Source organism: Streptomyces sp. NPDC104814, assembly GCF_055583185.1.
The window spans coordinates 336,674-363,153 of record NZ_JBVJOL010000007.1; the positions used below are offsets into that span (position 1 = coordinate 336,674).

At 72.6% G+C, this 26,480-nt stretch carries 24 protein-coding genes; 13 read left to right on the forward strand and 11 right to left on the reverse strand.

Features of this window, described 5'->3' with window-relative positions; all coding sequences use genetic code 11:
• Positions 1-20: 20 nt before the first annotated feature.
• On the reverse strand, positions 21-2,630 hold the full coding sequence (locus tag ACZ64A_RS24350) for a helix-turn-helix transcriptional regulator (RefSeq protein ID WP_469813054.1): 2,610 nt from the start codon (positions 2,628-2,630) through the stop codon (positions 21-23).
• Between the two features lie 290 nt (positions 2,631-2,920).
• Here ACZ64A_RS24350 and ACZ64A_RS24355 point away from each other — a divergent pair, with 290 nt between their 5' ends.
• Positions 2,921-3,253 (forward strand): hypothetical protein, encoded by a 333-nt coding sequence (locus ACZ64A_RS24355; protein WP_469813056.1) that lies wholly within the window; start codon positions 2,921-2,923, stop codon positions 3,251-3,253.
• Between the two features lie 62 nt (positions 3,254-3,315).
• On the opposite strand, the gene ACZ64A_RS24360 is transcribed toward ACZ64A_RS24355, so the two are convergent.
• The 3 genes from ACZ64A_RS24360 to ACZ64A_RS24370 all read right to left on the reverse strand — a co-directional run bounded on the left by ACZ64A_RS24360 (position 3,316) and on the right by ACZ64A_RS24370 (position 5,835).
• Positions 3,316-3,729: a hypothetical protein gene (locus tag ACZ64A_RS24360; RefSeq protein ID WP_469813058.1), complete on the reverse strand. Its 414-nt coding sequence runs from the start codon at positions 3,727-3,729 to the stop codon at positions 3,316-3,318.
• 186 nt (positions 3,730-3,915) lie between these two features.
• Positions 3,916-4,092 (reverse strand): hypothetical protein, encoded by a 177-nt coding sequence (locus ACZ64A_RS24365; RefSeq protein WP_469813060.1) that lies wholly within the window; start codon positions 4,090-4,092, stop codon positions 3,916-3,918.
• A gap of 201 nt (positions 4,093-4,293) precedes the next feature.
• On the reverse strand, positions 4,294-5,835 hold the full coding sequence (locus ACZ64A_RS24370; RefSeq protein WP_469813062.1) for a ricin-type beta-trefoil lectin domain protein: 1,542 nt from the start codon (positions 5,833-5,835) through the stop codon (positions 4,294-4,296).
• Between the two features lie 112 nt (positions 5,836-5,947).
• Between ACZ64A_RS24370 and ACZ64A_RS24375 the strand changes: the two genes are divergently transcribed.
• Entirely contained in the window at positions 5,948-7,369 is a 1,422-nt protein-coding gene (locus ACZ64A_RS24375) for a cellulase family glycosylhydrolase (RefSeq protein WP_469813064.1), read from the forward strand.
• On the opposite strand, the gene ACZ64A_RS24380 is transcribed toward ACZ64A_RS24375, so the two are convergent.
• Positions 7,366-8,301, reverse strand: coding sequence for a LysR family transcriptional regulator (locus ACZ64A_RS24380; RefSeq protein WP_469813065.1), 936 nt, complete (start codon positions 8,299-8,301; stop codon positions 7,366-7,368). The two genes, ACZ64A_RS24375 and ACZ64A_RS24380, sit on opposite strands and share 4 nt — an antisense overlap.
• A 108-nt stretch (positions 8,302-8,409) precedes the next feature.
• On the opposite strand from ACZ64A_RS24380, the gene mdlC reads away from it, so the two are divergent.
• The 4 genes from mdlC to ACZ64A_RS24400 all read left to right on the forward strand — a co-directional run bounded on the left by mdlC (position 8,410) and on the right by ACZ64A_RS24400 (position 13,408).
• Positions 8,410-9,990, forward strand: a complete 1,581-nt coding sequence (gene mdlC, locus ACZ64A_RS24385) for a benzoylformate decarboxylase (RefSeq protein WP_469813067.1) — start codon at positions 8,410-8,412, stop codon at positions 9,988-9,990.
• A gap of 73 nt (positions 9,991-10,063) precedes the next feature.
• On the forward strand, positions 10,064-11,518 hold the full coding sequence (locus ACZ64A_RS24390; protein WP_469813069.1) for a benzaldehyde dehydrogenase: 1,455 nt from the start codon (positions 10,064-10,066) through the stop codon (positions 11,516-11,518).
• Between the two features lie 54 nt (positions 11,519-11,572).
• Positions 11,573-12,817: an MFS transporter gene (locus ACZ64A_RS24395; RefSeq protein ID WP_469813071.1), complete on the forward strand. Its 1,245-nt coding sequence runs from the start codon at positions 11,573-11,575 to the stop codon at positions 12,815-12,817.
• A 216-nt stretch (positions 12,818-13,033) separates the two neighbouring features.
• The gene (locus ACZ64A_RS24400; RefSeq protein WP_469813072.1) at positions 13,034-13,408 is read left to right on the forward strand and encodes a VOC family protein; all 375 of its coding nucleotides are present in this window, start codon (positions 13,034-13,036) and stop codon (positions 13,406-13,408) included.
• On the opposite strand, the gene ACZ64A_RS24405 is transcribed toward ACZ64A_RS24400, so the two are convergent.
• Positions 13,389-14,852: a phytoene desaturase family protein gene (locus ACZ64A_RS24405; RefSeq protein WP_469813074.1), complete on the reverse strand. Its 1,464-nt coding sequence runs from the start codon at positions 14,850-14,852 to the stop codon at positions 13,389-13,391. The two genes, ACZ64A_RS24400 and ACZ64A_RS24405, sit on opposite strands and share 20 nt — an antisense overlap.
• A gap of 192 nt (positions 14,853-15,044) precedes the next feature.
• On the opposite strand from ACZ64A_RS24405, the gene ACZ64A_RS24410 reads away from it, so the two are divergent.
• Complete coding sequence (locus ACZ64A_RS24410; RefSeq protein ID WP_469813076.1) at positions 15,045-15,797, forward strand: hypothetical protein; 753 nt, start codon at positions 15,045-15,047, stop codon at positions 15,795-15,797.
• Between the two features lie 7 nt (positions 15,798-15,804).
• On the opposite strand, the gene ACZ64A_RS24415 is transcribed toward ACZ64A_RS24410, so the two are convergent.
• Positions 15,805-15,900 carry a hypothetical protein gene (locus ACZ64A_RS24415; RefSeq protein ID WP_469813077.1) on the reverse strand — a complete coding sequence of 32 codons (96 nt, stop codon included), beginning with the start codon at positions 15,898-15,900 and terminating at the stop codon, positions 15,805-15,807.
• Positions 15,901-16,082: 182 nt separating this feature from the next.
• Here ACZ64A_RS24415 and ACZ64A_RS24420 point away from each other — a divergent pair, with 182 nt between their 5' ends.
• Positions 16,083-17,012: a LysR family transcriptional regulator gene (locus ACZ64A_RS24420; protein WP_469813079.1), complete on the forward strand. Its 930-nt coding sequence runs from the start codon at positions 16,083-16,085 to the stop codon at positions 17,010-17,012.
• Here ACZ64A_RS24420 and fdhD read toward each other — a convergent pair.
• The 3 genes from fdhD to ACZ64A_RS24435 all read right to left on the reverse strand — a co-directional run bounded on the left by fdhD (position 17,007) and on the right by ACZ64A_RS24435 (position 21,818).
• Positions 17,007-17,840, reverse strand: coding sequence for a formate dehydrogenase accessory sulfurtransferase FdhD (gene fdhD / locus ACZ64A_RS24425; protein ID WP_469813081.1), 834 nt, complete (start codon positions 17,838-17,840; stop codon positions 17,007-17,009). The two genes, ACZ64A_RS24420 and fdhD, sit on opposite strands and share 6 nt — an antisense overlap.
• Positions 17,828-20,155 carry an FdhF/YdeP family oxidoreductase gene (locus ACZ64A_RS24430; protein WP_469813082.1) on the reverse strand — a complete coding sequence of 776 codons (2,328 nt, stop codon included), beginning with the start codon at positions 20,153-20,155 and terminating at the stop codon, positions 17,828-17,830. The genes fdhD and ACZ64A_RS24430 overlap by 13 nt, the downstream gene beginning before the upstream one ends.
• Positions 20,156-20,351: 196 nt before the next feature.
• Positions 20,352-21,818: an MFS transporter gene (locus ACZ64A_RS24435; RefSeq protein WP_469813084.1), complete on the reverse strand. Its 1,467-nt coding sequence runs from the start codon at positions 21,816-21,818 to the stop codon at positions 20,352-20,354.
• Positions 21,819-21,899: 81 nt separating this feature from the next.
• On the opposite strand from ACZ64A_RS24435, the gene ACZ64A_RS24440 reads away from it, so the two are divergent.
• The 4 genes from ACZ64A_RS24440 (at position 21,900) to ACZ64A_RS24455 (ending at position 24,468) form a co-directional block, all read left to right on the forward strand.
• A complete protein-coding gene (locus tag ACZ64A_RS24440) occupies positions 21,900-22,289 on the forward strand; it encodes a winged helix-turn-helix transcriptional regulator (protein WP_469813086.1) in 390 nt (129 codons plus the stop codon).
• A gap of 168 nt (positions 22,290-22,457) precedes the next feature.
• Positions 22,458-22,829 carry a thioesterase family protein gene (locus tag ACZ64A_RS24445; RefSeq protein ID WP_469813087.1) on the forward strand — a complete coding sequence of 124 codons (372 nt, stop codon included), beginning with the start codon at positions 22,458-22,460 and terminating at the stop codon, positions 22,827-22,829.
• 206 nt (positions 22,830-23,035) lie between these two features.
• Complete coding sequence (locus tag ACZ64A_RS24450; RefSeq protein WP_469813088.1) at positions 23,036-23,587, forward strand: hypothetical protein; 552 nt, start codon at positions 23,036-23,038, stop codon at positions 23,585-23,587.
• Positions 23,588-23,796: 209 nt separating this feature from the next.
• On the forward strand, positions 23,797-24,468 hold the full coding sequence (locus ACZ64A_RS24455) for a hypothetical protein (RefSeq protein WP_469813090.1): 672 nt from the start codon (positions 23,797-23,799) through the stop codon (positions 24,466-24,468).
• A gap of 182 nt (positions 24,469-24,650) precedes the next feature.
• Here ACZ64A_RS24455 and ACZ64A_RS24460 read toward each other — a convergent pair whose 3' ends face one another.
• Positions 24,651-25,358, reverse strand: coding sequence for a TetR family transcriptional regulator (locus ACZ64A_RS24460; protein ID WP_469813092.1), 708 nt, complete (start codon positions 25,356-25,358; stop codon positions 24,651-24,653).
• A 252-nt stretch (positions 25,359-25,610) separates the two neighbouring features.
• On the opposite strand from ACZ64A_RS24460, the gene ACZ64A_RS24465 reads away from it, so the two are divergent.
• Complete coding sequence (locus ACZ64A_RS24465) at positions 25,611-26,372, forward strand: glucose 1-dehydrogenase (RefSeq protein ID WP_469813094.1); 762 nt, start codon at positions 25,611-25,613, stop codon at positions 26,370-26,372.
• Positions 26,373-26,480 lie beyond the last annotated feature (108 nt).

Genomic DNA, 26,480 nt, shown 5'->3' on the forward strand with positions numbered 1-26,480 from the left:
GCCGATCGGTGCCGCGGGTCTCAGATGCCGTCGCCCGGGTCGGCCAGCTGCTGCCGTGAGACCAGGTTCAGCTTGCGCATGGCGCGGGCCACGTGCTGTTCCACGGTGCGCGGCGACAGGTGCAGGGTGGCGGCGATCTCGCGGTTGGTGAGTCCCGAGCCGGCCAGTTCGGCCACCTCGCGTTCCCTCGGCGAGAGCTGGTCGCCGTAGGCGGGGCGGCCGTTCGGGCGGCGTTCGGGCGCGGGGCCGTGCGCGCGCAGCAGCGCGCGGGTACGGGCGGCGTCCCAGGTGGCGCCGAGGCGCGTGAACTGCTCGACGCAGGACGCGAGTTCGGCGGCGGTGGAGTCGGTCCCGCCGCCGTCGCGGGCGGTCAGCGCGCAGCGTCCGGCGCCCTCGGCGGTCAGCGCCCGCGCGTACGGCCGGCCCAGCGCGCCGTAGGCGGCGCACGCCTCGCGGTACAGCGCCGTCGCCTCGGACGCCTCGCCGGTGGTCTCGGCGAGCGCGGCCCGGGCCCAGATCAACGCGGCGCGGGCGCCGGGCGCGTCGACGCCGTCCAGTCCCGCGGCGAAGGCGTCGACCATGGACCGGGCCTCCGTCAGGCGGCCCGCGCGGGCCGTCGCCTCGACCGCCCAGGGGGCCAGTTCGGCGGCCCAGGCCCAGATGCCCTTGCGGGCGACCTTCTCCCAGGCCGTGTGGGCCTCGGCGGCCGCGTTCGCCACCTCGTCACGGGCCAGTTCACGGCGGATCAGCGCGCCGGACATGGTGGCGGACTGGCTCGGCGAGACGTACTCCGGTGCTGTGCCGCGCTCGCCCGACAGCCAGGACACCGCCCGGCCCCACTCGCCCTGGGCGAGCGCCAGCAGGCCGAGGACCAGCCGTCCGTCGCTGGAGATGAGCGGCATGTCGAAGGTGGCGGCCACGAACGTCTCGCACCGCTCGGCGAGCCCCTGCCAGCGTCCCCGCATCCAGTCCAGGGTCAGGCGGGCGCCGAGCGCCGTGTGTTCGGTGAACGGCGAGCCGCTGGTCACGGAGAGTTCGACGCCTTCGGCGAGGAGTTTCTCGGCTCGTTCGTACTGGCCGAGCCAGACCGCCGCGTCGGCGGCGTTGCACAGCCCGCGCGCGGCGTGCCGGCGCGCCTGGGCGTCCGTGCTCGTGGTGGGCAGGTCGTCGATCAGCGCCCAGCCCCGCGGGTCGCCCCGCATGGTGGCGAGGGTGACCCGGGCCGTGGCCACGGCCGCCCGGGCGGCCTCGTCGCCGCTGTCGGCGGCGGCCTGGCCGGCGGCCCGCAGCCACTTCTCGTGCACATCGGCGCCGGTGCCGGGCCAGCGCGGTGAGGCGAGGGCGCACATCGCCCGCGCGGCGAGGGCGGGCCGCTCCTCGCGCAGTTCCGCCGCGGCCTGTTCCAGCACGGCGCGGCCGTCCTCGCCGCCGACCTGGTTGACCATGAGCAGCCCGAGGTCCAGACGGATCTCGCCGCGCACCGCGGCCGGCAGGGTGTCGTCGCGGACGACGCGCTGCAGCGCCTCGACGGTCTGGTCGGAGCGCAGCCCGTCGACGGCGCTGCGGGCCAGCACGGGCGCCAGCCGGGCCCTGGCCTGCGGGGAGACGAGCGGAGAGGCCATCGCCTGTTCGAGCAGCCCGATGGCCTCCTGGTAGCGGGCGCTCTCCCCGAGGGCGTGGGCCTCGTCCGCGGCCCGCTCCACCGCCCGCAGCCAGCTGCGCACACGGCCGGCGGCACGGCGATGGCGGGCGAGTTCCGACCAGGACGCCGGCTGCCGGGCACCGAGCGCGTCGGCGGCCCGTCCGTGCAGGTGGGCGCGGAGCGGACCGGGCAGCACCTGGTGCAGGGCCTGGGCGGCGAGCGGGCAGATCAGCCGGTAGCGGCCGTCGGCGGCCTCCACGAGCAGTCCGGACGCCAGCGCGGCGATCAGGGCCGTACGGCCCTCCCGCGCTCCGAGGGCCGCCACGGCGATCAGCTCGGTGTCGGTGGCGGGCCGCTCGAGCACGGCCGCCGCCCATACGACGGGCCGGTGGTCCTCGGCGAGCGCGGCGGCACGGCCCCGCACGAGGTCGGCCAGGCGCACCGGAACCCCGGCCGCGTCCACGTCGGCCGGGGTGTACCACTGCGCATCGGGGCAGTCCCCCAGCGCCTCCACCAGGTCGGCGACGACCTGCGGGAAGCCCGCGGACCGTTCGTGCAGCCGTGCGACCGCCTCCGGTGTGCAGCGCCTGCCCAGGGCCTCGGCGGCGAACCTGCGCACGTCGTCGGCGGTCCAGGGCCGCAGGCGGTGCCTGCGCACGGACAGCTGGGGCGGGTAGTGCGGCGGTGGCGTGCCCAGCGGCAGTCCCGGCTCGGGCAGGTCCTCCGGCCGGTAGGTGACCACGGCCGCGAGTCCCGGGCGCGCGCCCTCCAGCACCTCGTGCAGCCATGCCATGTCCCGGTCCCGCGCCCGATGCAGGTCCTCGGCGACGAGCAGCAGCGGTCCGTCCCCGGCGGGCAGGGCGGGGGGCTCGCCGGTTCCGCAGGTCCACACCTCACGGGGCGTGCGGGCCGCCCAGGGAGCCGTGGTCAGACAGCGGACGAGACGGCTCTTGCCGAAGCCGGCGGGGCCCTCCACGAGTACGAGCACCGGCCGGCCGGCTTCGCCGTCCAGCGTCCGCTTCAGCCTGTGTATCCACGGAGCGTCACCAAGCGCCACCACATTGCTCCAGCCGTCGGCCCCCGGATCTGCCAGCGTTCGAACGACGATTGTGCGTCCGAGGTGGGGCGGAACAAAAGACTCCGGTCGGGATCGACCGGAGCCGTGGCGCACACAGCGGGTTAATTGCGTATACGTAGGGCCCCCTCCCCGGATGGCAGGTACGGCCGATCGCCCATACGTTCGTCACACCGACCGACCGACACAGGAAGGTGGACGTGGTGGCCAAGCCGTTCTTCCAGGTCGACGTCCCGATCACGCATCCGGCCCAGCCCGACCGGCGAGGCAGCTATGTCTTCACCGGCCAGGCCGACAGCGGCCGGGAAGCCGTGCGGATCGCCCGCGAGGTGTGCGACGCGGCCCTCGCCGCCCACGCGGCCGGGCTCGACGTGCCGCGCCGCCGGCCCGACGGGTGGGGGGCGCGCGGGGTGCGGCCCGGCTGGGAGCCGGACTGGGAGGCCGCCCGCGCGCACGCCTGGGACGCCGTCCACGGCTGGTTCACCCGCTCCCGCCCCCGCGCGGGCGCGCCCACCCAGCGCACGCCGGGCACGTGACCGGGGCCGCGCGGCGCCACGGACCGCCATACTGAGCCGGCCCGCCCCCGGCGCGCCCGGCCCTACGCCATGCGCAGCACGACGAGGACCACGAGCAGCACGGTGGCACCGGCGCTGGTGCCGTGGGCGACGACGGCGGTCAGCGGGAAGTGCCGCTCGGCGGTGGCACCCCCGGCGTTCGAGTGGCGGCCCGAACTGGGCAGCCAGCGCAGCAGCATCATGAAACCGAAGGCCGCGACGATGAGGACGACCGCGCAGGCCGCCCACGCCGAACCGCGCACCCCGCCCAGCAGATAGGCGGTCCACGCGGCCAGTCCCGCCACCGCGAGCGCGACGTGCCCGAGCACCAGCCACAGCGGCAGCCGGGTCACGCCGGGCGTGCGCTGGCGCAGCCCCCCGTGGCGGATCCACACCGTGGCCAGATAGCCGCCCAGAACGGCCGTCAGCACCCAGGCACACCACACGAAGAGACGCATACGCCCCACTCCCCCTGCCTCGTCGGCCGGCCCCGTCCCGTTCGGGCCTGCGCGGCTCAGCACACCGGACGAAGCGGGAGACGTCCGGAAATTCATCCTGTAATTCACTCGTTGGAGTGGTTGTCCGGGAGAGTGGTGGCGTTCCGGTTGCTGCACGGGCCGCGCGAGGTGTGTCAGGGGTGCACGTCAGCGCCTGCGGCCGCGGACCGACCAGCCGCCGCCCACCCCCGCCAGGTGCAGGGCGAGCGCCGTGAGGCCGAGCAGCATGACGTTGGTCGAGGTGAACGTGTCGTTGGTGGAGATGTCGACCGCATTGATCAAAAAGGCGATGAAGAACAGAACCGCCGAGACGACAGCCAGCACGATGCCCTTCCCTTCGGAGTCGGCTTCCGCTTTCGCGTGGGAACACACTTGCGGATGCCCCGAGTCGGGCCGCACACGCGCACGGCGCTCACGCAGAACCACGGCGGCATGCGCCGGCTCCGGTGGTGGCCGGCCGGGGCGGTGCTCCGGTGGTGGCCGGCCGGGGCGGTGCTCCGGCCGGCCGGTTTCACGCGTCGGTGCTCATGAGGTGAACCGCTGGCTCGCCGAGCCGTCGCAGTTCTGCAGGCGCAGTGGCTCGCGCGGTGCCGACTGCGTCAGGCACAGCCCCGTCGCGGCGGCCGGGTGGATCGTGGCGCCGTCGCGGACGAACTTCTGGTTCGCCGCGCCGGAGCAGTTCCACACGATCAGCGCGGCGCCCGCGCGGTACTGCGCGCCGGGCACGTCCAGGCAGCGGTCCTGGGTGAGTTCGGTGTGGTAGGTCTGCCGGGCCGGGTCGTACCACCAGTGCTGGTTGCGGTTGCCGGTGCAGTCCCAGCCGAGCACGCCGGTGTTGTTCGCGCTCCGGGAGGCGGTGACGTCCATACAGGTGCCGGTGGCCTCGTTGCGCAGCGCGGTGTAGACGTCGTCCCAGGCGAAGGGGAAGAGTGTCGGTGTGCCCGAGGAGTCGACGTCCGCGCAGGACGCCTCGCGCAGACCGGCGGCGTAGAAGCGGGTGAGACAGGCGGCGAAGGCGGCGTGACCGCGGGCGTTGGGGTGGAAGGACTGGCGCACGGAGTTCTCGTCGGGCAGGCCGGGCTTGGTCACGTCGATGAACAGACCGCGGGCCCAGGTGTTCTCCGTGCAGACCTCGTGGCCGTGGAACAGCCGGGAGTTGTCCAGGTAGAAGGCGCCGGTGTCGGCCGCGGCCCTGCGGATCCCGCGCTCGAACGCGGGGACGGCGGTGTTGCGTCCCCAGACGGTGTCGGAGTCGTAACCGAGGCCGCCGCAGGCGAGCTTGGTGGTGAAGTCGGGGTTGTCGCGGAAGTCGGGGCCGATGGGGCTGGGGTAGCTCATCAGGACGAGCTTGTAGTCGCCGTCGGCGTAACCGGCGTCGCGCATCACGGACTTCAGGTCGCGGACGGTCTGCTCGACCTTGGGTACGAGGGCGTCGACGCGGGCCTGCCAGCCCGGGGCGTACTTCGGCTCGCAGGGCCCCTGGGAGAGCAGGTAGCGCTCGACGCAGTCGGTCATCACGGGGCCGAACTGGAGGTCGTCGTTGGCGCCCGCGACCAGCAGCACCATCTTGATGCGGGTGTTGCGCGCCTTGACGGCGAGGCTGTCGCTCTGGACGAGTTCGTCGGCGTACTGCTGTGCGCCGCCGATCCGGATGTTGCCGGTGTAGGCGCCGGAGCATGCGACGTTGTAGGTGAGGTCGGCGGGGATGCCGGTGCGGTGGATGGCGGCGTCGGGTGAGCGGTGGCACCAGTTGTCCGGGCCGTTGGTGGGTGCCTCGTAGGTGCCGACGCCCTCGCCGGAGATCTCGCTGTCGCCGAGGGAGATCAGGGCGGTCCTGCGGTCGGCGAGGGGCCGTTCGGCCGGGTCGCCGTAGAGCTTGGTGGCCTCGGCGGCGCGGACGGCCTCCAGGTCGGGCGGGAGCGGGGTGGCGGACAGCGGAGCGGCATACGCCTGCCGCGGGGCGCCGTCGGCGGCGGTCGCGGTGGCGGGGAGGGCGGCCGTCGCCAGGCCGAGCAGGGCGGCGAGGGTGGTGACGGTCCACCGGATGCGGTACCCGGAGCGTCTCATGACTCCTCCTGGACGTGGGGTTACCCACGGTATTTACTGGCCGGTAGCCGCGTTTGGGAATACCTCTGCCGAGTGAAGTTGAGGGAGTCTCAAGTTCCGTTTCGGCGGCTCGATGGCGTCACCGACCCCGGAGGTGTCCGTGCTGCGAACGACCCTGACGGCGAGTGCGGTTGCGGCCGCGCTGCTCATTCCCGCCACCCTCCCGGCACATGCGCAGGCCCCCGCCCCGCCCCGGCCGGCGGACATGACAGGCATCCCTCACCTCACCGACCGGCAGGGTCGGGTGCTCACGCTGCGCGGCTGGAACGTCGAGGACAAGACGAACCGGGGCGAGAAGGCGCTGTCCGCCATCACCGAGCGGCACTTCCGCGACCTGCGCGCGCACGGCTTCGACTTCGCCCGGCTGCTGGTCTTCTGGGACGACCTGGAGCCACGGCCGGGGCAGTACAGCGAGGCGTATCTGCGCAAGATCCAGCGCATCCTGGACTGGGCCGCGCGCTATGACCTCAACGTGGTGCTCGACGCCCACCAGGACGTCTTCGGGCCCGCGTTCGGCCATCGCGGCATACCCGAGTGGGCGACCAGAACCGACGGGCTGCCGTTCACCCCGCACCCCGGCGACTGGTTCGCCGAGTACTTCGAGCCGGCCGTCCAGCGCGCCTTCACCCACCTCTACGACGACCCCGATCTGCGCCGCGCCCAGGCCGACGCCTGGCGGGTACTCGCCCAGCGCTTCGCCCATCACCCGGCGGTGTTCGGCTACGACCTGATCAACGAGCCGATGGGCGAGCCGAAGGAGGGCGAGGACCTGCCGACGGCGGCCGGCCGCATCGAGCGGGAACAGCTCACCCCGATGTACAACCGCCTGGCCGACGCCGTGCGTTCGGCCGACCGGAACGGCTGGGTCTTCGTCGAGCCCACACCGATCGTCGGCGAGGGTGTGCCGACCGGTCTCGGGCGGATCGACGACCCGAAGGTGGTGTACGCCCCGCACTTCTACAACACCGCCATGGAGGCCGGTGCCGACTACGACCCCGGCGCCGGATGGATCGAGGCGTACGAGCGGGCAATCGTCGCGTACCCGAAGCAGTACAAGGTGCCGGTCGTGGTGGGCGAGTGGGGGCCGCTGAACAACTCCCTGCCGAACATGCGGCGTTTCTACGCCGACGCGATGGCTTCCCTGGCCCGCTACACCTCCGGCTGGGCGGGCTATGTCTGGTGTTACGGCGGCGGGTACTGCGCGCTGGACGGCTCCAGCGCGTTGCGCGTCAACAAGGAGCTGACCGCCGAGCCGTACGCGGAGAGCGTGGCCGGCACGGTGCGCTCCGCGTCGTACGACCCCGAGAAGGGTGTGTACCGGCTGGTCTACCGCGCCGCCCGGCACGGCGCGCGGCTCACCGAGCTGTCCCTGCCCCCGGGCAGCTGGCGGGTCACCGCCGACGCGACGGTGCTGCGCACAGCGCCGGGCCGGGCGTGGGTGCCGGCCGCGCCGGGTCGCGAGGTGACCGTCACCGTCCGTCGAGCCGCCGGCTAGCGGACCGTGGACGGAGGCAGCTGGGCCGGGCTGACGCGTTCGCCGAGCACGTCGGCCATGAACCGCACCAGCCACCGCTGGGCGGGGCTGCGCGAGGACTCGTGCCGGGCGTACAGCGCCACCTCGATCGGTTCCGTCTCGAAGGGCAGGCGCACCAGGCGCAGCCGGCGGGAGGCCGTGAAGACCTCCCCCACGAACTCGGGGACGATCGCGATCAGATCGGTCTGCTCCAGCAGGTACGGCAGCATCGAGAACCGGGTGGCGTCCACGGCCACCCGGTCCAGCAGCCCGTACGTGGCGAGCACCTCGCGGGGCACGACGTGCCCGCTGGGCCCGTAGACGGTCGCGTGGTGCTCGGCGGCGAGCTGGTCGAGGCCGACCGCGTCGCCGCGCACCCGGGGGTGGTCGGCGGCGACCATGGCGACGTACCGCTCGCCGAACAGCGGGATGCGCACGGTGCTGTGCGACGTGAGCACCGGGGTGGCCACGAAGGCGTCCAGGTCACCGCGGCGCAGCTGGTCCTCGGCCTCCTCGACGTCGAGGGCGCGCACGGTGAACGACACGCGCGGGGCCCGCGCCCGGGCCGCCGCGAGGAGGCGGGGCAGCAGAGTCGCCTCGCCGAGGTCGGACAGGGCGAGGGTGAAACGGCCCGGCATGGTCTCGGGGTCGAAGGCGTCGGCCTGGCGCACCGCGCCGTCGATCTCCGCGAGCGCCCGCTGCAGCGGCTCGTACAGCCGGCGCGCGCCCGCGGTCGGGGTCAGTCCGCGGCCGGTGCGGCGGAACAGCTCGTCACCGAAGTGCCGGCGCAGCTTGGCCAGGCTGTAGCTCACCGTGGGCTGGGTGAGGTGCAGCGTCTCGGCGGTGGCGGTGACGCTGCCGGTCTCGTACAGCAGGACGAAGACGCGGGCCAGGTTGAGGTCGAAACTCCTCATGCCGATCACTCTATCGATCGCTTCTATATCGCCGCGCGGAAACATCTATTGGAGTCCATGTCGCGGGATCTTTAGCGTGGCGCTCGTCACTTCGGAAAGGACCGTTCCGTGCCCTCCGTTCGCCGTGTCTCCCACGAGTTCCTCCACCGCCAGGGGCTGACCACGATCTTCGGCAACCCCGGCTCCAACGAGCTGCCCTTCCTGGCGGAGCTGCCCGACGGTTTCCGCTATGTGCTGGGTCTGCACGAGGGCGCGGTCGTCGGCATGGCCGACGGATACGCCCAGGCCACGGGCCGCCCGGTGCTGGTCAACCTGCACGCGGCCGCCGGGTCCGGGAACGCGATGGGCGCCCTGACCAACGCCGTCGCCTCGCGTACGCCGCTGGTGGTCGTGGCCGGACAGCAGGTGCGGGCCGCCATGGGCCCGGAGGCGAACCTGACCAATGTGGACGCGCCCGCGCTGATGAAACCCCTCGTCGGCTGGGCCGCCGAGCCGGCCTGCGCGCAGGACGTGCCGCGGGCGCTGGCGCAGGCGGTCTTCGAGGCGCGGCTGCAGCGGCGTCCGACGTATCTGTCCGTGCCCTACGACGACTGGGCCGCGGACGCCGGGGACAACGCCTCCGCCGTCCTGGACCGGCAGGTGCGGCAGGCGGGCTCACCCGGCGCGGAGCATGCGCGGTGGCTCGTGGAGCAGGTGGCCTCCGCGCGGCGGCCGGCGCTCGTGCTGGGCGGTGACATCGACACCGACGGTCACTTCGACGCCGCCGTACGGCTGGCCGAGTCCCTGGGCGGCCCGGTGTGGGCGGCGCCCTCGCTGTTCCGCCTGCCCTTCCCCAACCGGCACCCGCAGTTCCGGGGTGTGCTTCCGGCGGGTATCGAGCCCGTCCGCCAGGCCTTCGAGGGTCATGACCTGGTGCTGGTCCTCGGCGCGCCCGTCTTCCGCTACCACGAGTACCTCCCGGGCCGCTATCTGCCGCAGGGCACCCGCCTGGTGCAGATCACCGGCGATGCCTCCGCCGCGGCGCGGGCACCGATGGGCGAGGCGCTGGTCGCCGATCCCGGTGCGGTGATCGAGCTGCTGCTGGCCTCCCTCGACGCGCCCACCGCGCCCCCGGGCGCCTACCGGCCGGTGCCGCCGCCGCTGACGGCCGAGGACGGACGTCTTCACCCCGAGGAGGTCTTCGCGGCGCTGCGTGAGACGCTGCCCGAGGACACGGCGTACGTCGTGGAGTCGACGTCGACGAACGCCGCGTGGTGGCGCCAGATGGACCTGCGCCGGCCCGGTTCCTACTCCTTCCCGGCGGCCGGCGGGCTCGGCTTCGGGCTGCCCGGTGCCGTGGGCGTGGCGCTCGCCCGGCCCGACCGCCCCGTCGTGGGGGTCACCGGCGACGGCTCGGCCAACTACGGCATCACGGCCCTGTGGACGGCGGCCCGCCTCCGGCTGCCGCTGACCGTGGTGCTGCTGCGCAACGGCACCTACGGGGCGTTGCGCTGGTTCGGCGGGCTGCTCGGGGTGCCGGACGCGCCCGGACTGGACATCCCCGGCCTCGACTTCACCCGGATCGCCGAGGGATACGGCGTCCCGGCCGTCCACGCGTCCGGTGCCGAGGAGCTGCGGGCCCTGCTCGCCGTACGCCCCGGCGGACCGCGGCTGATCCAGGTCGACACCGCGCTCACCACCCCCAACTGACCGTCGATACCCCCCCCGACCGACCCGTGACGAGCAGACGAGAAGACGAAAAGACGAAGAAGGGCAACAGCCGATGACACTCCTGGACAGCGACGTCTGGAGCGGAAGGTTCTTCAGCGGGGGCTGGCACAGCTCCGCCTCCGCACAGCCGGTGGTCGAACCCGCCACCGGTGACCGGCTCGGCACGATCGGGGTCGTCACCCCCGACGACGTACGCCGGGCTGCCGTCCGGGCGGCCGAGGCGCAGCGGGAGTGGGCCCGCACGTCACCGCGGCGGCGGGCGGACGTGCTGCGGCGCGCGGGCGAGTTGTTCACCGCGCACGCCGTGGAGATCGAGGACTGGCTGGTGCGCGAGGCCGGCTCGGTGCGGGCCAAGGCGGGCTTCGAGACCCGGCTCGCGATCGGCGAGTGCTTCGAGTGCGCGGGCCTGCCGACGCATCCGCAGGGCGAGGTGCTCACCTCGGAGGAGGCCCGCTGGTCCCTGGCGCGCCGCCGGCCCGCCGGTGTGGTGAGCGTGATCGCCCCGTTCAACTTCCCGCTCATCCTGGGGCTGCGCTCGGTGGCGCCGGCCCTGGCCCTGGGCAACGCCGTGCTGCTCAAGCCGGATCCGCGGACGGCGGTCAGCGGCGGTGTCGTCATCGCCCGGGTCTTCGAGGAGGCCGGGCTGCCCGACGGGCTGCTGCACCTGCTGCCCGGTGACGGCTCGGTGGGGCAGGCGGTCGTGGAGGCGCCCGAGGTGCGGGTGGTGTCGTTCACCGGCTCCACACCGGTCGGGCGGGCCATCGGCGAGCGGGCCGGGCGGCTGCTGAAGCGGGCGCATCTCGAACTCGGCGGGAACAACGCGCTGGTCGTGCTGCCGGGTGCCGACGTGGCGAAGGCGGCGTCCGCGGGCGCCTTCGGGTCGTATCTGCACCAGGGGCAGATCTGCATGACGACCGGACGGCACCTCGTCCACGAGTCGCTGCTCAAGGAGTACGTGGCGGCGCTCGCGGCGAAGGCCGAGGCGCTGCCGGTCGGGTCGCCAGCGCGCGAGGAGGTCGCGCTCGGCCCGATCATCGACCGCCGCCAGCTGGAGCGGATCCACACGATCGTGACGGACAGCGTCGCCGCCGGCGCCAAGGTCGCGGCGGGCGGCGAGATCGTGGGGGCCGGATACCGCGCCACCGTGCTGACCGGGCTGACGACGGACATGCCGGCCTGGCAGGAGGAGATCTTCGGCCCCGTGGCACCCGTCATGGGCTTCTCCACGGTGGAGGAGGCCGCCCGGATCGTCGACGACTGCCCCTACGGGCTGTCCGTCGGCATCCTCGGTGAGGTCGGGGCGGCCATGCGGCTCGCCGACCGCATCGACTCCGGCAAGGTCCACATCAACGAACAGACCGTCAACGACGAGCCCAACGCCCCCTTCGGCGGGGTCAAGGCCTCCGGCACGGGTTCCCGGTTCGGCGGTGCCGCCGCGAACATCGAGGCGTTCACCGAGACCCAGTGGCTCACCGTCCGCCCCGACATCGCCGACTACCCGTTCTGACCCGTCCCCGCACGTGCCGTCTCCCGCAGCCGCCTTCGAGGAGAACACCTCCCCATGACATCCGCTCACCCCTCCCCCATACCGGGCCGCGGCGCCTGGACGGTGGTCCTGTGCTGGATCACCGTCCTGCTCGAGGGCTACGACCTCGTCGTGCTCGGCGCGATCATCCCCACCCTGCTGAAGACCCGTCACCTCGGCATGACCGCCGGGGACGCCACGACCATCGCCACGCTGTCCCTGGTGGGCGTCGCGATCGGCGCGGTGTCCGTCGGCCCGCTCGCCGACCGGCTGGGCCGCAGAGTGGTACTCATCGGCTCGGTGGTGCTGTTCTCGCTGTTCACCATCCTGGTGCCACTGGCCGGTTCGGTCACCGTGTTCGCCCTGCTGCGGCTGGCGGCGGGACTGGGTCTGGGCGCCTGTATGCCGGTGTCCCTGACGGTGATGGCCGAGCACATGCCGGCCGAGCGGCGGGCGCGGGCCAGCACCCTGACCATGACCGGCTACCACACCGGGGCCGTGATCACCTCACTGCTCGCGCTGGAGGTCACCGGAGACTGGGAGGTGCTCTTCTACGTCCTCGGTGCGGCGGGGCTCGCCGTCGCCGCGATCCAGTGGTTCCGGCTGCCCGAGTCGGAGGCGTTCGCGCGGGCCCGCGGGGCCGAGCAGGCGACCACGCGCGTTCCCTTCACGGAACTGCTCAAGCCGGCGTACCTGCGGGCGGGCGTGGGCGTCTGGCTCGCGTCGTTCATGGGGCTGCTGCTGGTGTACGGCCTCAACACCTGGCTGCCGAAGCTGATGAACGACGCCGGCTATCCGGTGCCGACGGCCGTGACGCAGTTGCTGGTCCTCAACGCCGGCGGGGTCGTCGGTCTCGTCCTGGCCGGGTTCGTCGCGGACCGGCGGGGCATCAAGAGCACCACGATCGGCTGGTTCGCCACGGCTGCGGTCATGCTGGCGCTGCTGAGCGTCCGGACGGACAGCGATCTGCTGCTGGACACGGTGGTGTTCCTCACCGGTGTCTTCGTCTTCTCCGCGCAGGTACTGGTGTACGCCTATGTGACGTCCTTCTACCCGGCGTCCGTGCGGGGCACCGCGCTCGGCTCGGCCTCGGGCATCGGCCGGCTCGGCTCGATCGTCGGCCCGTCGGTCAGCGGGGCGCTGGTGGCCGCCGGCGTCGGGCATCCGTGGGGTTTCTACTTCTTCGCCGCGGTGGCCGTCCTCGCCGTCCTCGCGGTGCTGATCCTGCCGGGCCGTGCTCCTCGGGCAGGCGTGGAGCCGGCCGCCGAACCCGCCCTCTGACAAACCGAGTTGTGGGCGTGGGTCGTGACCGCGTAGGGTCCGGGACGTGAACACCGGACCGGCTCTACGCCATGCACGGATCGGCGATCCGGTGGAGAGCTGATCCCACCGCGGGTGCCCGGCCGGCACCCCCACGCCTCGGCACGCGGACCTCCCGGTGCTCGTGAACCACGAGCACCCATCCGTTCCTCACCCGATCACGAGGTCTGCCGAAACATGTCCGTCAGCTTCAACCACACCATCATCGCCGCCAAGGACCGTGAGGAATCCGCTCGCTTCTTCCGCGAGCTGCTGGAGGTTCCGCCCGCGCCGTCCTGGGGCCCGTTCACCAACATCCAGCTCCCCGACGGTGTCCTGCTGCAGTTCGCCGAACCGCCGGTGGAGATCCAGATGCAGCACTACGCCTTCCTCGTCGACGACGCGCTGTTCGACCGGGCGTACCGGCTGCTGTGCGAGCGCGGCGTCGAGCACTGGGCCGACCCGCAGATGCGGCGCCCGAACGAGATCAACCACGAACACGGTGGGCGGGGCGTCTACTTCAAGGACCCGGCCGGTCATGCGATCGAGCTGATCACCCGGCCGTATCTGTAGGAAGCCGTGCCGACGGCAGCACTGCCGGCGGCATGCCGAGGTGGCGCAGCGCCGACTGCGCCGCCCCGGCGCCGCACATGCCGTGGGCGCCTGGACCCGGTGGGGTCGCAGCCGAACAGAGGAACACGCCCGGCAGGCCCGTGGCATAGGGGTCGAGTCCCGGGCGGGCGCCGAACAGCAGGCGCGGGACGGTCTCGGCACCGGTGAGGATGTCCCCGCCGGTGAAGTTGGGATTGCCCGCGGCGAGGGCGGCGGGCGGCGTGGCACGCAGGGCGACGATCCGGTCGCGCACGCCGGGTGCGAAGCGCTCCAGCTGGGCCAGGATCGCGCGCGTGGCGTCCTGGTCGTATCCGTGCGGGACATGGGCGTAGGCCCAGACGGGGTGGATGTCACCGGCCGAGCGGGAGGGGTCCGCCAGGTACTGCTGGCCGACCAGGACGAAGGGGCGCTCGGGCATGTGCCCGGCCGCCACCTCCCGCTCGGCCCGGGCGACCTCGGCGAAGGGACCGCCCACATGCACGGCGGCGGCACGGCGGGCGGATGCGCTGCGCCAGGGGACGCCGCCTCGCACCGCGAGGTCGAGTTTGAAGGCGCCGGGCCCGCGACGGTAGCGCCGGTAGGCGGCACGGGTGCGGGCCGGGAGCCGGTCACCGTAGACGGCGGCGGCCTGGCCGGGGTCGAGGTCGAGCAGGGTCACGTCGGCGGGTGGGAGCTGCCGGTGGTCGGTGACATGGACGCCGGTGTGCACCGTGCCGCCGTGCTCGCGCAGCACGTGTTCCATGGCGCGGGCGATGGATCGCGAGCCCCCTTCGGCGACGGCCCATCCGGTGGCGTGCCCGGCGACAAGGAGACCCAGGCCGACGGCCGAACTGAAGGGCCGGGTCAGCGGACGGAAACCATGGGCCGCGACGCCGGCCCACAGGGCCCTGGCCTCAGGCGTACTGAACATGTGGGCCAGGGTGGCGGCGGGCAGGGCGGTGGGCAGCCCGAACCGCGCCAGGAGCAGGGGGTGGGCGGGCAGGCGCAGCAGCGGGCCCATGATGTCCGGGGCGAGTGCGTCCCAGTGTGTCACCGACGGCTCGACCAGTGCGCGGTAGCGGGCGCCGTCGGCTCCGAGCAGGTGAGCGGTCCGTGTGGCGGACCGCAGCAGCACCCCGGCGGTGCCGTCGTCGAGCGGGTGTACGCAGTCGACGACGGCCCACCGCCAGCGCAGTCCATGACGGTCGAGACGCAGTGCGCGGTGGGCCGGTGAGGTGACGGCCATGGGATGAATGGCCGAGTGATGGTCGTGCAGCAGTCCCGGTACCAGAGCCTCGGAACTGCGGGTGCCGCCACCGGTTGCGTCGGCGGCCTCCAGCACGGTCACTTCGAGCCCCGCGACGGCCAGCAGGGCGGCGGCGGCGAGCCCGTTGGGCCCACTGCCCACGACGACCGCCGATGTCATCGCGGGGTGGGTGTGGTGGTCATGGTGAGTCGCCCCTGTCGTGTCGTACGTCGTTACCACGGCGACCATGAGTTGGGCGAGGGCCTTGCAGGGTGGGGAGCCGCCCCTCCATGCTGTGTCCCAACTGATCGCGCTGTGACACGGCGGGAGACCTGCTGTGACACCGCAGGAAACCTAGGGAGAACCGACACCATGTCCGACAGCAGTGTGTCCGCCACCGAACTCACCTCCCAGTACCTCGCGCAGGTGACGAGCGACCTGGAGCACAACACGAAGGAACGCGAGCGGATCAGCGGGGAGATCACCGCCCTGCAGGAGCAGCTCGCGTCGCTCCAGCACGACTTCGCGGTCCTGCAGAACATGCACCAGGCGCTCCAGGGCGCTTCGGCCGCCGACGAGGCGCGGACGGCGGCCGAGCCGGTGACGCCGGAGAACACCTCCGAGGCGGTCGTCGTGCCCGCGCCGCGCAAGGCGGCCGGCCGCAAGCCCGCCGCGGCCAAGCGGACGCGTACCACCGCCGCGAAGACCACCGCCGCGAAGACCACCAAGACGGCCAAGGCCGCCAAGTCGGCCAAGGCGGCCACGACGGCCGAGGCGCCGGCCGCGTCGCGCGGCACGGCGAAGAAGCAGGCGGCGAAGAAGTCGGCCGCCAGGACACCGGCGGCCGGCGCGCCGAAGCTGGTCGACCTCGTCCGTCAGCACCTCGGCGAGCAGAACGAGCCGCGGTCGGCCGCGGAGATCGCCGAGGCGCTCGGCAAGGCGCACCCGGAGCGCGGCGTCAAGACGACGGTCGTGCGCACCACGCTCGAAAGCCTTGTCGCCCGCAACCAGGCCCAGCGTTCCAAGCAGGGCACGTCGGTGTTCTACACCGCCACCGAGGCCGCTTCCGAGACGACCGGGGCGGACACGAAGGCGGCCGGGCAGGAGGCACAGCAGGAGAGCTGACGCACCGTCAGCACTGCGGCCGTTTCCCGTGGTTGGCGGCGTGACCGCGGCGGGCCTTCTTCTTGCGGCGTCGCTTGGACGACATGGTGACCTCCCAGCGCATAAACGGAGAACACACAGGTCACTGGCGTACCCGTACTCACCATACTCCGGGGCTTGTCACCCCTCCACCGCTCACGCCGGCCCCGGCCGGTGCCGTCGGCGGGGGCAGCACGGAGGGCGGGCGCGGTGGCGGTGCCGAGGGGCTGATTGGCGTTCCGGGGAGGTGTCGGGTAGACCGAGGACGTGCTGTTTCGTCAACTCGAGTACCTGGTGGCCCTCTCCCGGGAACGTCATTTCGCCCGTGCCGCCCAGGCCTGCTACGTCTCCCAGCCCGCACTGTCGGAGGCGATCCGCAAGCTGGAGGAGGAACTCGACGTGCCGCTCGTGCGGCGCGGCCGCAAGTTCGAGGGCCTCACCCCGGAGGGTGAGCGCATCGTCGTACGGGCGCAGCGCGTCCTCGCCGACCGCGACGCCCTCAAGGACGAGGCCGGCGCCCTGCGCAGCGGGCTGAGCGGGCGGATGCGGATCGGCTCCGTGCCGACCGCGTCGGGGGCCGCCTCGCTGCTGACGGACCCGTTCTGCGCGGCGCATCCGCTGACCACGGTGGAGGTGATCGCGGACATGCAGTCGGTGGACATCCTGCGGCAGCTGCAGAACTTCGAGATCGATGCCGGTCTCACCTATGTCCGCGACGAACTGCCGGAGCACTTCCACTCCGTTCCGCTCTACGAGGAGCGGTACGTCCTGCTGCTCACGGCGGCCGACGCCCTGGCACATCACTCGACCGCGACCTGGGCGGAGGCGTCCCGGCTGCCGCTGTGCCTGCTGAACCCGTCGATGCAGGGCCGCCGGGTGCTCGACGAACAGTTCGCCGAGGCCGGGACCCGGCCCTCGCCCCGGGTCGAGACCGACTCGGTGGCGGCGCTGTTCGCCCACGTCAGGACGGGCCGGTGGGCCAGCATCGTGGCGCATGCCTGGCTGCACGTCTTCGGCGTGCCGTACGGGATGCGGGCGGTGCCGCTGGTCGAACCGGCACGGACGGTGCCGGTCGGGCTGGTCGTCATGGCCCGGGAGCCCGGCTCGGTGATGGCGCGGGCCCTCCTCGACATCGCCCGGCGCACCGATGTCGCCGCCGCGCTGGAACTCCTGCCCGCCGATCCGGGACGTTCATGAGCACAGCTGCGCCAAGCGCTCCGCTCCGGCGTAGACGTTCATGGACTCGCCGCGCAGGAAGCCGACCAGGGTCAGCCCGCTCTCCTCGGCCAGGTCCACGGCGAGCGAGGACGGCGCGGAGACGGCAGCGAGCATCGGGATGCCGGCCATCACCGCCTTCTGCACCAGTTCGAAGGAGGCGCGGCCGCTGACCATCAGCACATGCCCGCGCAGGGGCAGCAGTCCGCTGCGCAGGGCGTGTCCGACGACCTTGTCCACGGCGTTGTGCCGGCCCACGTCCTCGCGCAGGCACAGCAGTTCGCCGTCGGGGGTGAACAGTCCCGCGGCGTGCAGGCCGCCGGTGCTGTCGAACACCTTCTGTGCCGCCCGCAGCTTGCCGGGCAGCGACGCCAGGACGTCGGGGCCGATGTGCAGCGGGTCACCGGACACGGTCCAGGCGGCCGACGTGCGGACCGCGTCCAGCCCGGCCTTGCCGCACAGTCCGCAGGACGACGTCGTGTAGAAGGTGCGCTCCAGTGACGCGTCCGGGGCCGGCACGCCCGGCGACAGGGACACGTCCACGATGTTGTAGGTGTTGCCGCCGTCCGCGGAGGCACCGGCGCAGTAGCGGATCGCCGTGACGTCGGCGGCGGCGTGCAGGACGCCTTCGCCGACCAGGAATCCGGCGGCGAGATCGAAGTCGTCGCCCGGTGTGCGCATGGTGACGGCGAGCGGTCGCCCGCCCACCCGGATCTCCATGGGCTCCTCGGCGGCGAGGGTGTCCGGGCGGTGCGAGGCCACGCCGTCGCGGATACGCAGCACCCTGCGCCGAGCGGTCACGCGTCCCACGCGGGCTCCGTTCCGGCCGCGGTGCGGGCGGGCACCCCGGCGGGTTCCAGGCGGATCAGTACGGCCTTGGAGGTGGGGGTGTTGCTGATGTCGGCGACGCTGTCCAGCGGGACGAGGACGTTGGTCTCGGGGTAGTAGGAGGCCGCGGAGCCGCGGGGGGTGGGGTAGGCGACGACACGGAAGTCCTCCGCCCGGCGCTCCACCCCGTCGTGCCAGACGGCCACCAGGTCCACCAGGTCGCGGTCCGCGAGGCCGAGAGCGGTCAGGTCGTCGGGGTTGACGAGGACGACGCGGCGGGCGTTGTGGATGCCGCGGTAGCGGTCGTTCATCGCGTACGGGACGGTGTTCCACTGGTCGTGGGAGCGCAGCGTCTGCAGCAGCAGATGCCCCTGCGGCACGTGCGGCATCGTGAACTCGTTGCAGGTGAAGACGGCCTTGCCGCTCGGGGTGCGGAACTCGCCGTGGTTGACCGGGTTGGGCAGGCGGAACCCGCCGGGCCTGGCCACCCGGGCGTTGAAGTCCTCGAAGCCGGGGACGACACGGGCGATCCGGTCGCGGACGGTGCCGTAGTCCGCCTCGAACTCCTCCCACGGGATGTCCGGGATGCCGCCGAGGGTGCGGCGGGCCAGCCGGCTGATGATCGCGACCTCGCTGAGCAGGTGTGGTGAGGCCGGGTCCAGGCGCCCGCGGGAGGCGTGGACCTCGCTCATGGAGTCCTCGACGGTGATGAACTGCTCGCCGGTCGCCTGGATGTCCCGGTCGCTGCGGCCGAGGGTGGGCAGGATGAGCGCGGTGTCACCGCAGACCGTGTGCGACCGGTTGAGCTTGGTGGAGATGTGCGCGGTGAGGCGGCACCTGCGCATCGCCTCCTCGGTGACCCGGCTGTCCGGCGTGGCCCGTACGAAGTTGCCGGCCACGCCGAGGAAGAGCTTCGCCCGGCCGTCGCGCATGGCCCTGATCGCGTCCACGGAGTCCAGGCCGTGCCGGCTCGGCGGGGTGAAGCCGAACTCGCGGCCCAGGGCGTCGAGGAAGGACTGCGGCATCCGCTCCCAGATGCCCATCGTCCGGTCGCCCTGGACGTTGCTGTGCCCGCGCACCGGGCACACGCCCGCGCCCGGCCGGCCCAGGTTGCCGCGCAGCAGAAGGAAGTTGACGACTTCGCGGATGGTGGGGACGCCGTGCTTGTGCTGGGTCAGTCCCATCGCCCAGCACACGATGATCTTCTCGCTGCGCAGGACGAGGTCGTGGACGTCCTCGACCTCCTCGCGGGTGAGCCCGGTCGCGGCGAGGACGTCGTCCCAGGCGGTCTTGCGCGCGTGCTCGGCGAAGTCGGCGAAGCCGGTGGTGTGGGTGTCGATGAAGGCGTGGTCGAGCACCGAGCCCGGGGCGGCGTCCTCCGCCTCCAGAAGCAGCCGGCCCAGCATCTGGAAGAGGGCGAGGTCGCCACCGGGGCGGATCTGCAGGAACCGGTCGGCGATCGCGGTGCCGCGGCCGATGATGCCGCGGGCCTTCTGCGGGTGCTTGAAGCGGATCAGGCCGGCCTCGGGCAGCGGGTTGACCGCGACGACGCGGCCGCCGCGCCGCTTGGTCTCCTCCAGTGCGGTGAGCATCCTCGGGTGGTTGGTCCCGGGGTTCTGCCCGACGACGAAGACCAGGTCGGCCTGGTGGATGTCGTCCAGTGAGACGCTGCCCTTGCCGATACCGAGGGTTTCCTGGAGGGCCGAGCCGCTGGACTCGTGGCACATGTTCGAGCAGTCGGGCAGGTTGTTCGTGCCGAAGGCTCGGGCGAACAGCTGCAGCAGGAACGCGGCTTCGTTGTTCAGCCGTCCCGAGGTGTAGAAGAGGGCCTCGTCCGGTGAGTCCAGGGCCCGCAGTTCCCGCGCGAGCAGGTCGAGCGCCTCGTCCCAGCCGATCGGATCGTAGTGCTGCGCGCCGGGCCGCTTGACCATGGGCTCGGTCAGCCGGCCCTGCTGGTTGAGCCAGTAGTCGGACTTCGTGCCCAGCTCGGCGATCGGGTGGCGACGGAAGAAGTCGGCGGTGACCCGGCGTGTGGTGGCCTCGTCGGCGATGTGCTTGGCGCCGTTCTCGCAGTACTCGTTGCGGTGGCGCTTGCCCGGCGCGGGCTCCGGCCAGGCGCATCCCGGGCAGTCGAACCCCTTGGCCTGGTTGATGTTCAGCAGGGTCAGCGCGGTGCGCCGTACCGAGGTCTGCTCCAGGGAGTACTCCAGTGCGTGGGTCACCGCGGGCATGCCCGTCGCCCAGCGCTTGGGCGGCGTGACCGACAGATCGTCGCTCGGGTCCTCGATACCGCTCATGGTGTCGTCCGCCTCTTTCTGCCGGCTGCGCGATGACCGACCGGCAGCTTCATCCCGTCGCCCGGGCGGTGTCAAAGAGGTGTTTTCGATCAGCTGATAGGCGCCGCTTATCTGGACTCTGAGCTGGCGTGACGCCGTCGTGACAGGCCCATGGAGGACCGCGTCCTCCGTGAGGGGGCGAGTGTCGCCGGCCGGGTCAGCGAGTGATGCGCTCGGGGACCGGCTTCTTCCCGGCCGCTGAACGCTGCGCCCTGGTGGAGGAGCGCAGGACGGTGGCACCGAGGAGGAGAGCGACGCAGACGAGGGCCGCGCCGAGACGGAAGGCGAGCCGGTACCCACCCGTGAGGGCCGATGCGGTGCTTGCCCCGTCGCCCAGCAGGGCCTGAGTGCGCGAGGTGGCGAGCGTGCTGAGGACCGCGAGGCCGAAGGCGCTGCCGATCTGCTGCATGGTGTTGAACATGCCCGAGGCGATCCCCGAGTCCCGGGGTGTGGCCGCCGACATCGCGAGCGTCGCCAGTGACGGCATCGCGAGGCCGAAGCCGACGCCGAGGGCGAGCAGCGCGGGCAGCACGTCCACGAGGTAGCTCCCGTCCGCCGGGACCTGCCCGAGTGCGGCCAGACCTGCCGCGATCAGCGAGAGTCCTGGAAGGCCCACGGCACGGGGCCCGAAGCGCGCGATCAGTCGGGGCGAGAGGCCGAGGGACAGCGCACCGATCGCGACCGAGACCGGGAAGATGCCGAGGCCGGTGTGTATGTCGCCGAAGCCGAGCACCTTCTGCAGATAGAGGACGGCCAGGAACTGGAAGCTGAACATCCCGGCCACCATGAGGGCCTGGATGCCCATCGCACCGGAGACGTTGCGCGAGCGGAAGACACGCAGGGGCAGCAGTGGATGGGCGGCCTTCGCCTGACGGACGACGAAGGCGAGGAGCAGGGCGAGTGCCGCGGCGCCGAAGCCCAGCGTGTGTGCGCCGGTCCAGCCGTGGTCCGTGGTCTCGACGATCGTGTAGACGCCGAGCATCAGTGCGGAGGTGATCAGCAGGGCGCCCAGGACATCGGTCCCCTTGCCGAGGCCGACACCGCGTTCGTACGTGAGCACGCGTCCGGCCGTCAGCGCGGCCGCGATGCCGATCGGGAGGTTGACGAAGAAGACCCAGTGCCAGCTGATGGTCTGCGTCAGGGCACCGCCGGCGAGCAGACCCAGCGAGCCGCCGGCGGACTGGACGAAGCTGTAGATGCCGATGGCCCTGGCCCGTTCCTTCGGCTGCGGGAACAGGGTGACGACCATGCCGAGGGTGACGGCGGAGGTCACGGCGCCGCCGATGCCCTGGACGAACCGGGAGGCAAGCAGCGTCTGCGGGCTCTGGGACACACCGCACAGCGCCGAGGCGACCGTGAAGAGGATCAGCCCGGCGACGAAGACGCGCTTGCGCCCTATGAGGTCACCGAGCCGCCCGGCGAGCAGCAGCAGGCCGCCGAAGGGGATCAGATAGGCGTTGACCACCCAGGCCAGACCCGATGCGGAGAAGCCGAGGTCCTGCTGGATGGTCGGCAGCGCCACGCTCACGACGGTCCCGTCGAGGATGACCATCAACTGCCCGGCGCAGAGCACGGCCAGTGCCGCCCAACGTGCTGACTGTGCCGATGAGTCGGTTCTCCGCATGGCGATGACCTCCAATGGTGCACGACTTGTTACAGCAGTCATCTTCTGTAACCATGGCGCCCGGCGGAAGGAGGCACATTCATGTCACGCAGTCACACCGATGTGTCCGAGCAGGTCAGCAACGAGGCGTGTCCGCTCACCGAAGTCCTCGACCGTGTGGCGGGCAAGTGGAGCATCGGGATCCTGGTCGCCGCCGCGCACGGACCGGTCCGGTTCACCGAGCTGGAACGCTCGATCGCCGGCATCAGCCGACGCATGCTCACCCTGAACCTGCGCAAGCTCGAGCGCGACGGCCTCCTGATCCGGACCGTGTACCCCACCGTGCCGCCCAAGGTGGAGTACAGCCTCACGCCGATGGCCCGTGAACTGCATGCGACCCTGACCGGACTGGTCGGGTGGGCAGAGCGTCACCGAGCCGACATCGCCGACGCCCGCGCCGCCTACGACGCGGCCACGGCGTCGGCGCCCTGACGTGTGCCGGTGGACGCTGTCGACTGCTCGGTGTCTTGCGGCGCCGCGGGGTGCGGTGCGGCGCGGCTTGGTACGGCGCGGCAGGGCACGGTGTGGCTCGGCATCGTGCGGGTACGGCGCGCCAGGGTGCGGTGCAGCTCGAAGCTGTGTTCGCGATAGCGTGGCGGTATGCGCCATGAGGTCACCGACTCCGACACCGCGACCACCGTCGGCAGCGGTGATGTGCCCGTCCTCGCCACGCCGCGACTGATCGCGTGGATGGAGGCGGCGACGATGGAGGCCGCCGCGCCCTTCGCCGGGGCGGGCCGCACCACCGTGGGCACGGCGGTACGCATCGAGCACCTGCGCGCGTCCCGGGTGGGCGAACTGGTCGAGGTCACCGCCGAGGCACCGTCCACCGCGGACGGCCGGCGGCTGACCTTCACGGTGCAGGCGGTCGACGGCTCGGGCAACGTGATCGCGACCGGCGAGATCGACCGGGCGGTCGTCGACCGGGAGCGGTTCCTGGCGGCCGTGTCGGCGCCGGTCGCAGGGCGCTGAGGCGGGGCGCTGACGCGAGGGCTCCACGAGTGACACCGGCGGCCCGGCATGCGCCGGCAGGCGCCTGGGACGGGCGGATGACGGCGGCCTCCGCCGCCCGGAGGAGCCGGTCCGTCCGTGCGGTTGAGGCATCGGACCCGGGTGAGGTGGGAGTTTCGAGGCAGCGGGTGAACGCCCGACCTCCTTGCTCCCGTGGAGAACTGACCATGCGTAAGCTCACCGTCGCCGTGGCACTCGGCACCGCGGCCGCCGCCCTCCTGACCGGCACCGCCACCACCGCTGCGGCAACGCCCCGGGTGCCCGCGGAGCACCTGGCCGTGCACAGCTGGACCCTGCTGAACGAGCACGGCCCCGGCGCCAACCCCGGCGAGCGGCTCACCGCCCGGGTGGACGCCCGGACCGTCGGCGACCGCACCCGCGGGCACGCCGTCGTCGTGCACGAGTTCATCGGGAAGGGCACGGTCCGGGTCGAGTTCGACGTCGACTGCCTGACCCTCGACGGTGGCGCCGTCACCGTCACCGGGCCGGTCGCCACGGCCACCGCCACCCCGGTCGACAAGCCGCCGACCACCGGGCCGGCCGGCTGGCACCCCGAGACGGGGCTCACCTTCTACCCGGCCGACCAGCACGGCGAGCACCGGGTCGGCTGGGCCGGCGCCGACCTGCTGGACCCGAGCAAACCCGCCCGGGCGACGAAGTGCACCCCGGTCCCGGCCGGCCTGTGGGTCATAGGGGGCCGCACCGTCGTCCACAAGTGACACCTCTGGCTGGTCGTACGGGCGGGATGGATCGCTTTCGTAGGTCGTACGGGCGGGAGGGATCGCTTTGGTAACCGTCTCGCACACGGGCGATCACGGCCCCTCCCCCGCACGCGACCTGCTTCCCGGCAGCAGGGAATGATCGGCCCAGCACTCACCTTGCGGCCCTGACGCTCTCCTGCCGGGCCCCGTACGCAGAGGATTCACGCGTGAAGCACCACCGGACCGCAGCGCTGGTTCTGGCGCTCGCAGGACTGACGCTGCCTGCTTGCGCCGCGAGTTCGGACGCACCGGCCGACACCGGTCGGCAGAAGGTCCTCGACCGGCTCGCCGCAGCCGACGACGCCCCTTACTCGGCCGCGATGAGAGCCGTCACGCAGTCGGGGTCCAGACGACTGCAGCTCATGACCGGCCGGATCAACCTCAACGCGCCCTTGACGGGGCGCGCGACAGAGACGACCGAGCAATACACCGAGGACGTCGTGATCACCCGGCAGAAGGTGTACCGGCGTGCCGCCGGTGCGCACGGCAGGTGGCAGGAGTTCCCCGCGTCGGCGGCCAAGGGCGGCATTCCCGCGGACCGGCTTCCGCAGTATGTGCGGCTCATGCTCGGGCGCGGCGGCTCGGTCCATCGCGGCGACGAACCCGTCCGGGTGTCGGCGCGCCTCACGCCCGCGGACGTCGAGTCGGTCGACGTGGCCGTCGGGCGCAATCTGCGCTCCGCCACCGCGATCGACACCGATGCGTGGATCGACAAGGCGGGCCGGGTCGTCCGGGTGCGGCAGACCATCCACGTGACGTCCGGCCCGGACGTCGAGAACACCTTCACGCTTACCGATTTCGCCCGCGCCATCGTGATCGGCGCACCGGCCGCGCGGTGAGCGCGTGCGGCGGAGCGCCGATGCGGCGGCGGGCCGGGGCGCCTTGTGGTCGACCACTGGCTGCACCCGTGCACGGTGCCGCGATTCGGGGCGCTCTGTCTCCCGTGGCCGTGCCCTCGGCCAGGCCGTAGCGCAGGTACACGGTGCCTTTCGAGGACGACCGACGTCAGGGAGCAGCAGGTTCAGCGCGTGCCGGTCCGCTTCCGCACCGGCGCGGCGGGCGCCGGGTCACCTGGGGGCCGCCGTACCGCGAAACCGGCCGTCAAGGCGAGCATGGAGCGGGCCACCAGGACCGAGGGTGAGCCACGGCCGGTCGTGGGAGCGTCCGGGGTGGCCGCCCACTGCTCCACCGCCACGCGGATGGCGCCCGCCGCGGCGGCCGCCAGCAGGCGCACCGTGAACGGGTCGGCCGCCTTCCCCGCGCGCTCCGCGAGCAGCGCCGCCAGCGTCTGCTCCGCCTCCAGATTGATGCGCGCCCACACCGTCCGCAGCGCGGGGTCCTGCTCGGCGGCGCGCAGCAGACCGCCGGTCAGCCGCATCGCCTCAACGGCCTGCTCGTCCTCGGGGGTGAGCGCGGCCACGGCGACCTCGCGGAGCGTGTCCGCGTCCGGAAGCGTCCCCGGGGTGTCCGGGATCATGGCCAGCCAGCGCCGGGCGCCGTCGGCGAGCATCGGCTCGACGGCGTCCTCCTTGCTGCGGAAGTACCGGTAGAAGGTGCGCAGGCCCACGCCCGCCTCGGCGGCGATCTCCTCGGCCGTCGTGCCGTCGGCACCCCGCTCGGCGAAGAGGCGGCAGGCCACGCGGGCGATCTCCCGCCGGGTTCCGGCCATACGGCGCCGGGTCAGGGGCGAGCGCGTGGCCGCCCCGTCGTGCACGGGCAGCGGGGTCACCTGTCCACCCTCCTGATCTTGACCATCACGCCCTCAGATTACGTCGGATGCCAGGGCGGCGGACTGCGCCGTGTGGCATGCCGTGCCGCTCGGCACGGCGGCGGACAGTGCCGCGTCGCACACCGCGCCGCACGGCACCCGCATGCCACAGCGCACACCGTGCCACACGGCACATCGTGTCATATGGCATGACGTGCCATGCAGGCATAGAGTGCAGAAGACCCCACCACTCGCCCGAGGGAAGGACTCACCATGCACACGCTCGACGGGAAGACCGTTCTGATCACCGGCGCGGCCCGAGGGCTCGGTGCCGAGGCCGCGCGGCAGGCCGTCGCCGCCGGGGCCAACGTCCTCGTCACCGACGTGCTCGACGACGGCGCCCGCACCGCCAAGGAGCTCGGCGAGCGGGCCCGCTACCTGCACCACGACGTCACCTCCGAGCAGGACTGGCAGGCAGCTGTCGACTTCGCGACGGCCGAGTTCGGCGGCCTGGACGGTCTGGTGAACAACGCCGGCATAGCGACGGGCTCGCTCTTCGCCGAAGAGTCGGTCGAACGCTTCCGCAAGGTGGTCGACGTCAACCTCACCGGCGTGTTCATCGGCATGAAGACCGTCGTACCGGCGCTGCGGGCGCGCGGCGCGGGGTCCATCGTCAACATCTCCTCCGCGGCCGGCCTGATGGGTCTGGCGCTCACGGCCGGGTACGGCGCCTCGAAGTGGGGTGTGCGGGGACTGAGCAAGCTGGCGGCCGTGGAGCTGGGCACCGAGCGCATCCGCGTCAACTCCGTGCATCCCGGCATGACGTACACGCCCATGACCGCCCGGACCGGGATCCAGCGCGGTGAGGGCAACTACCCCAACACGCCGATGGGCCGGGTCGGTGAGGCCGCCGAGATCGCCGGGGCCGTGGTGTTCCTGCTGTCCGACGCCGCGTCCTACGTCACCGGTGCCGAGCTGGCCGTCGACGGCGGCTGGACCGCCGGGCCCACCGTCGCCTACGTCATGGGGCAGTAGGGGCACCGGGAGGCGCCCCGGGGACGACCCCGCCCGCACAGGAGCGCCGGACCACCCCCGGTCCGGCGCTTTGTCATGTCTTCACACCGCCCTGCCCCTCCGCCTTTC

What these genes read in the sequence shown, in the direction of transcription:
- ACZ64A_RS24360 (WP_469813058.1), bottom strand. Translation starts at nt 3,729, where the DNA reads ATGCGTCTCTTCGTGTGGTGTGCCTGGGTGCTGACGGCCGTTCTGGGC.
- ACZ64A_RS24370 (WP_469813062.1), bottom strand. Translation starts at nt 5,835, where the DNA reads ATGAGACGCTCCGGGTACCGCATCCGGTGGACCGTCACCACCCTCGCC.
- ACZ64A_RS24375 (WP_469813064.1), top strand. Translation starts at nt 5,948, where the DNA reads ATGGCGTCACCGACCCCGGAGGTGTCCGTGCTGCGAACGACCCTGACG.
- ACZ64A_RS24380 (WP_469813065.1), bottom strand. Translation starts at nt 8,301, where the DNA reads ATGAGGAGTTTCGACCTCAACCTGGCCCGCGTCTTCGTCCTGCTGTAC.
- ACZ64A_RS24390 (WP_469813069.1), top strand. Translation starts at nt 10,064, where the DNA reads ATGACACTCCTGGACAGCGACGTCTGGAGCGGAAGGTTCTTCAGCGGG.
- ACZ64A_RS24395 (WP_469813071.1), top strand. Translation starts at nt 11,573, where the DNA reads ATGACATCCGCTCACCCCTCCCCCATACCGGGCCGCGGCGCCTGGACG.
- ACZ64A_RS24400 (WP_469813072.1), top strand. Translation starts at nt 13,034, where the DNA reads ATGTCCGTCAGCTTCAACCACACCATCATCGCCGCCAAGGACCGTGAG.
- ACZ64A_RS24405 (WP_469813074.1), bottom strand. Translation starts at nt 14,852, where the DNA reads ATGACATCGGCGGTCGTCGTGGGCAGTGGGCCCAACGGGCTCGCCGCC.
- ACZ64A_RS24410 (WP_469813076.1), top strand. Translation starts at nt 15,045, where the DNA reads ATGTCCGACAGCAGTGTGTCCGCCACCGAACTCACCTCCCAGTACCTC.
- ACZ64A_RS24415 (WP_469813077.1), bottom strand. Translation starts at nt 15,900, where the DNA reads ATGCGCTGGGAGGTCACCATGTCGTCCAAGCGACGCCGCAAGAAGAAG.
- ACZ64A_RS24430 (WP_469813082.1), bottom strand. Translation starts at nt 20,155, where the DNA reads ATGAGCGGTATCGAGGACCCGAGCGACGATCTGTCGGTCACGCCGCCC.
- ACZ64A_RS24435 (WP_469813084.1), bottom strand. Translation starts at nt 21,818, where the DNA reads ATGCGGAGAACCGACTCATCGGCACAGTCAGCACGTTGGGCGGCACTG.
- ACZ64A_RS24440 (WP_469813086.1), top strand. Translation starts at nt 21,900, where the DNA reads ATGTCACGCAGTCACACCGATGTGTCCGAGCAGGTCAGCAACGAGGCG.
- ACZ64A_RS24445 (WP_469813087.1), top strand. Translation starts at nt 22,458, where the DNA reads ATGCGCCATGAGGTCACCGACTCCGACACCGCGACCACCGTCGGCAGC.
- ACZ64A_RS24450 (WP_469813088.1), top strand. Translation starts at nt 23,036, where the DNA reads ATGCGTAAGCTCACCGTCGCCGTGGCACTCGGCACCGCGGCCGCCGCC.
- ACZ64A_RS24465 (WP_469813094.1), top strand. Translation starts at nt 25,611, where the DNA reads ATGCACACGCTCGACGGGAAGACCGTTCTGATCACCGGCGCGGCCCGA.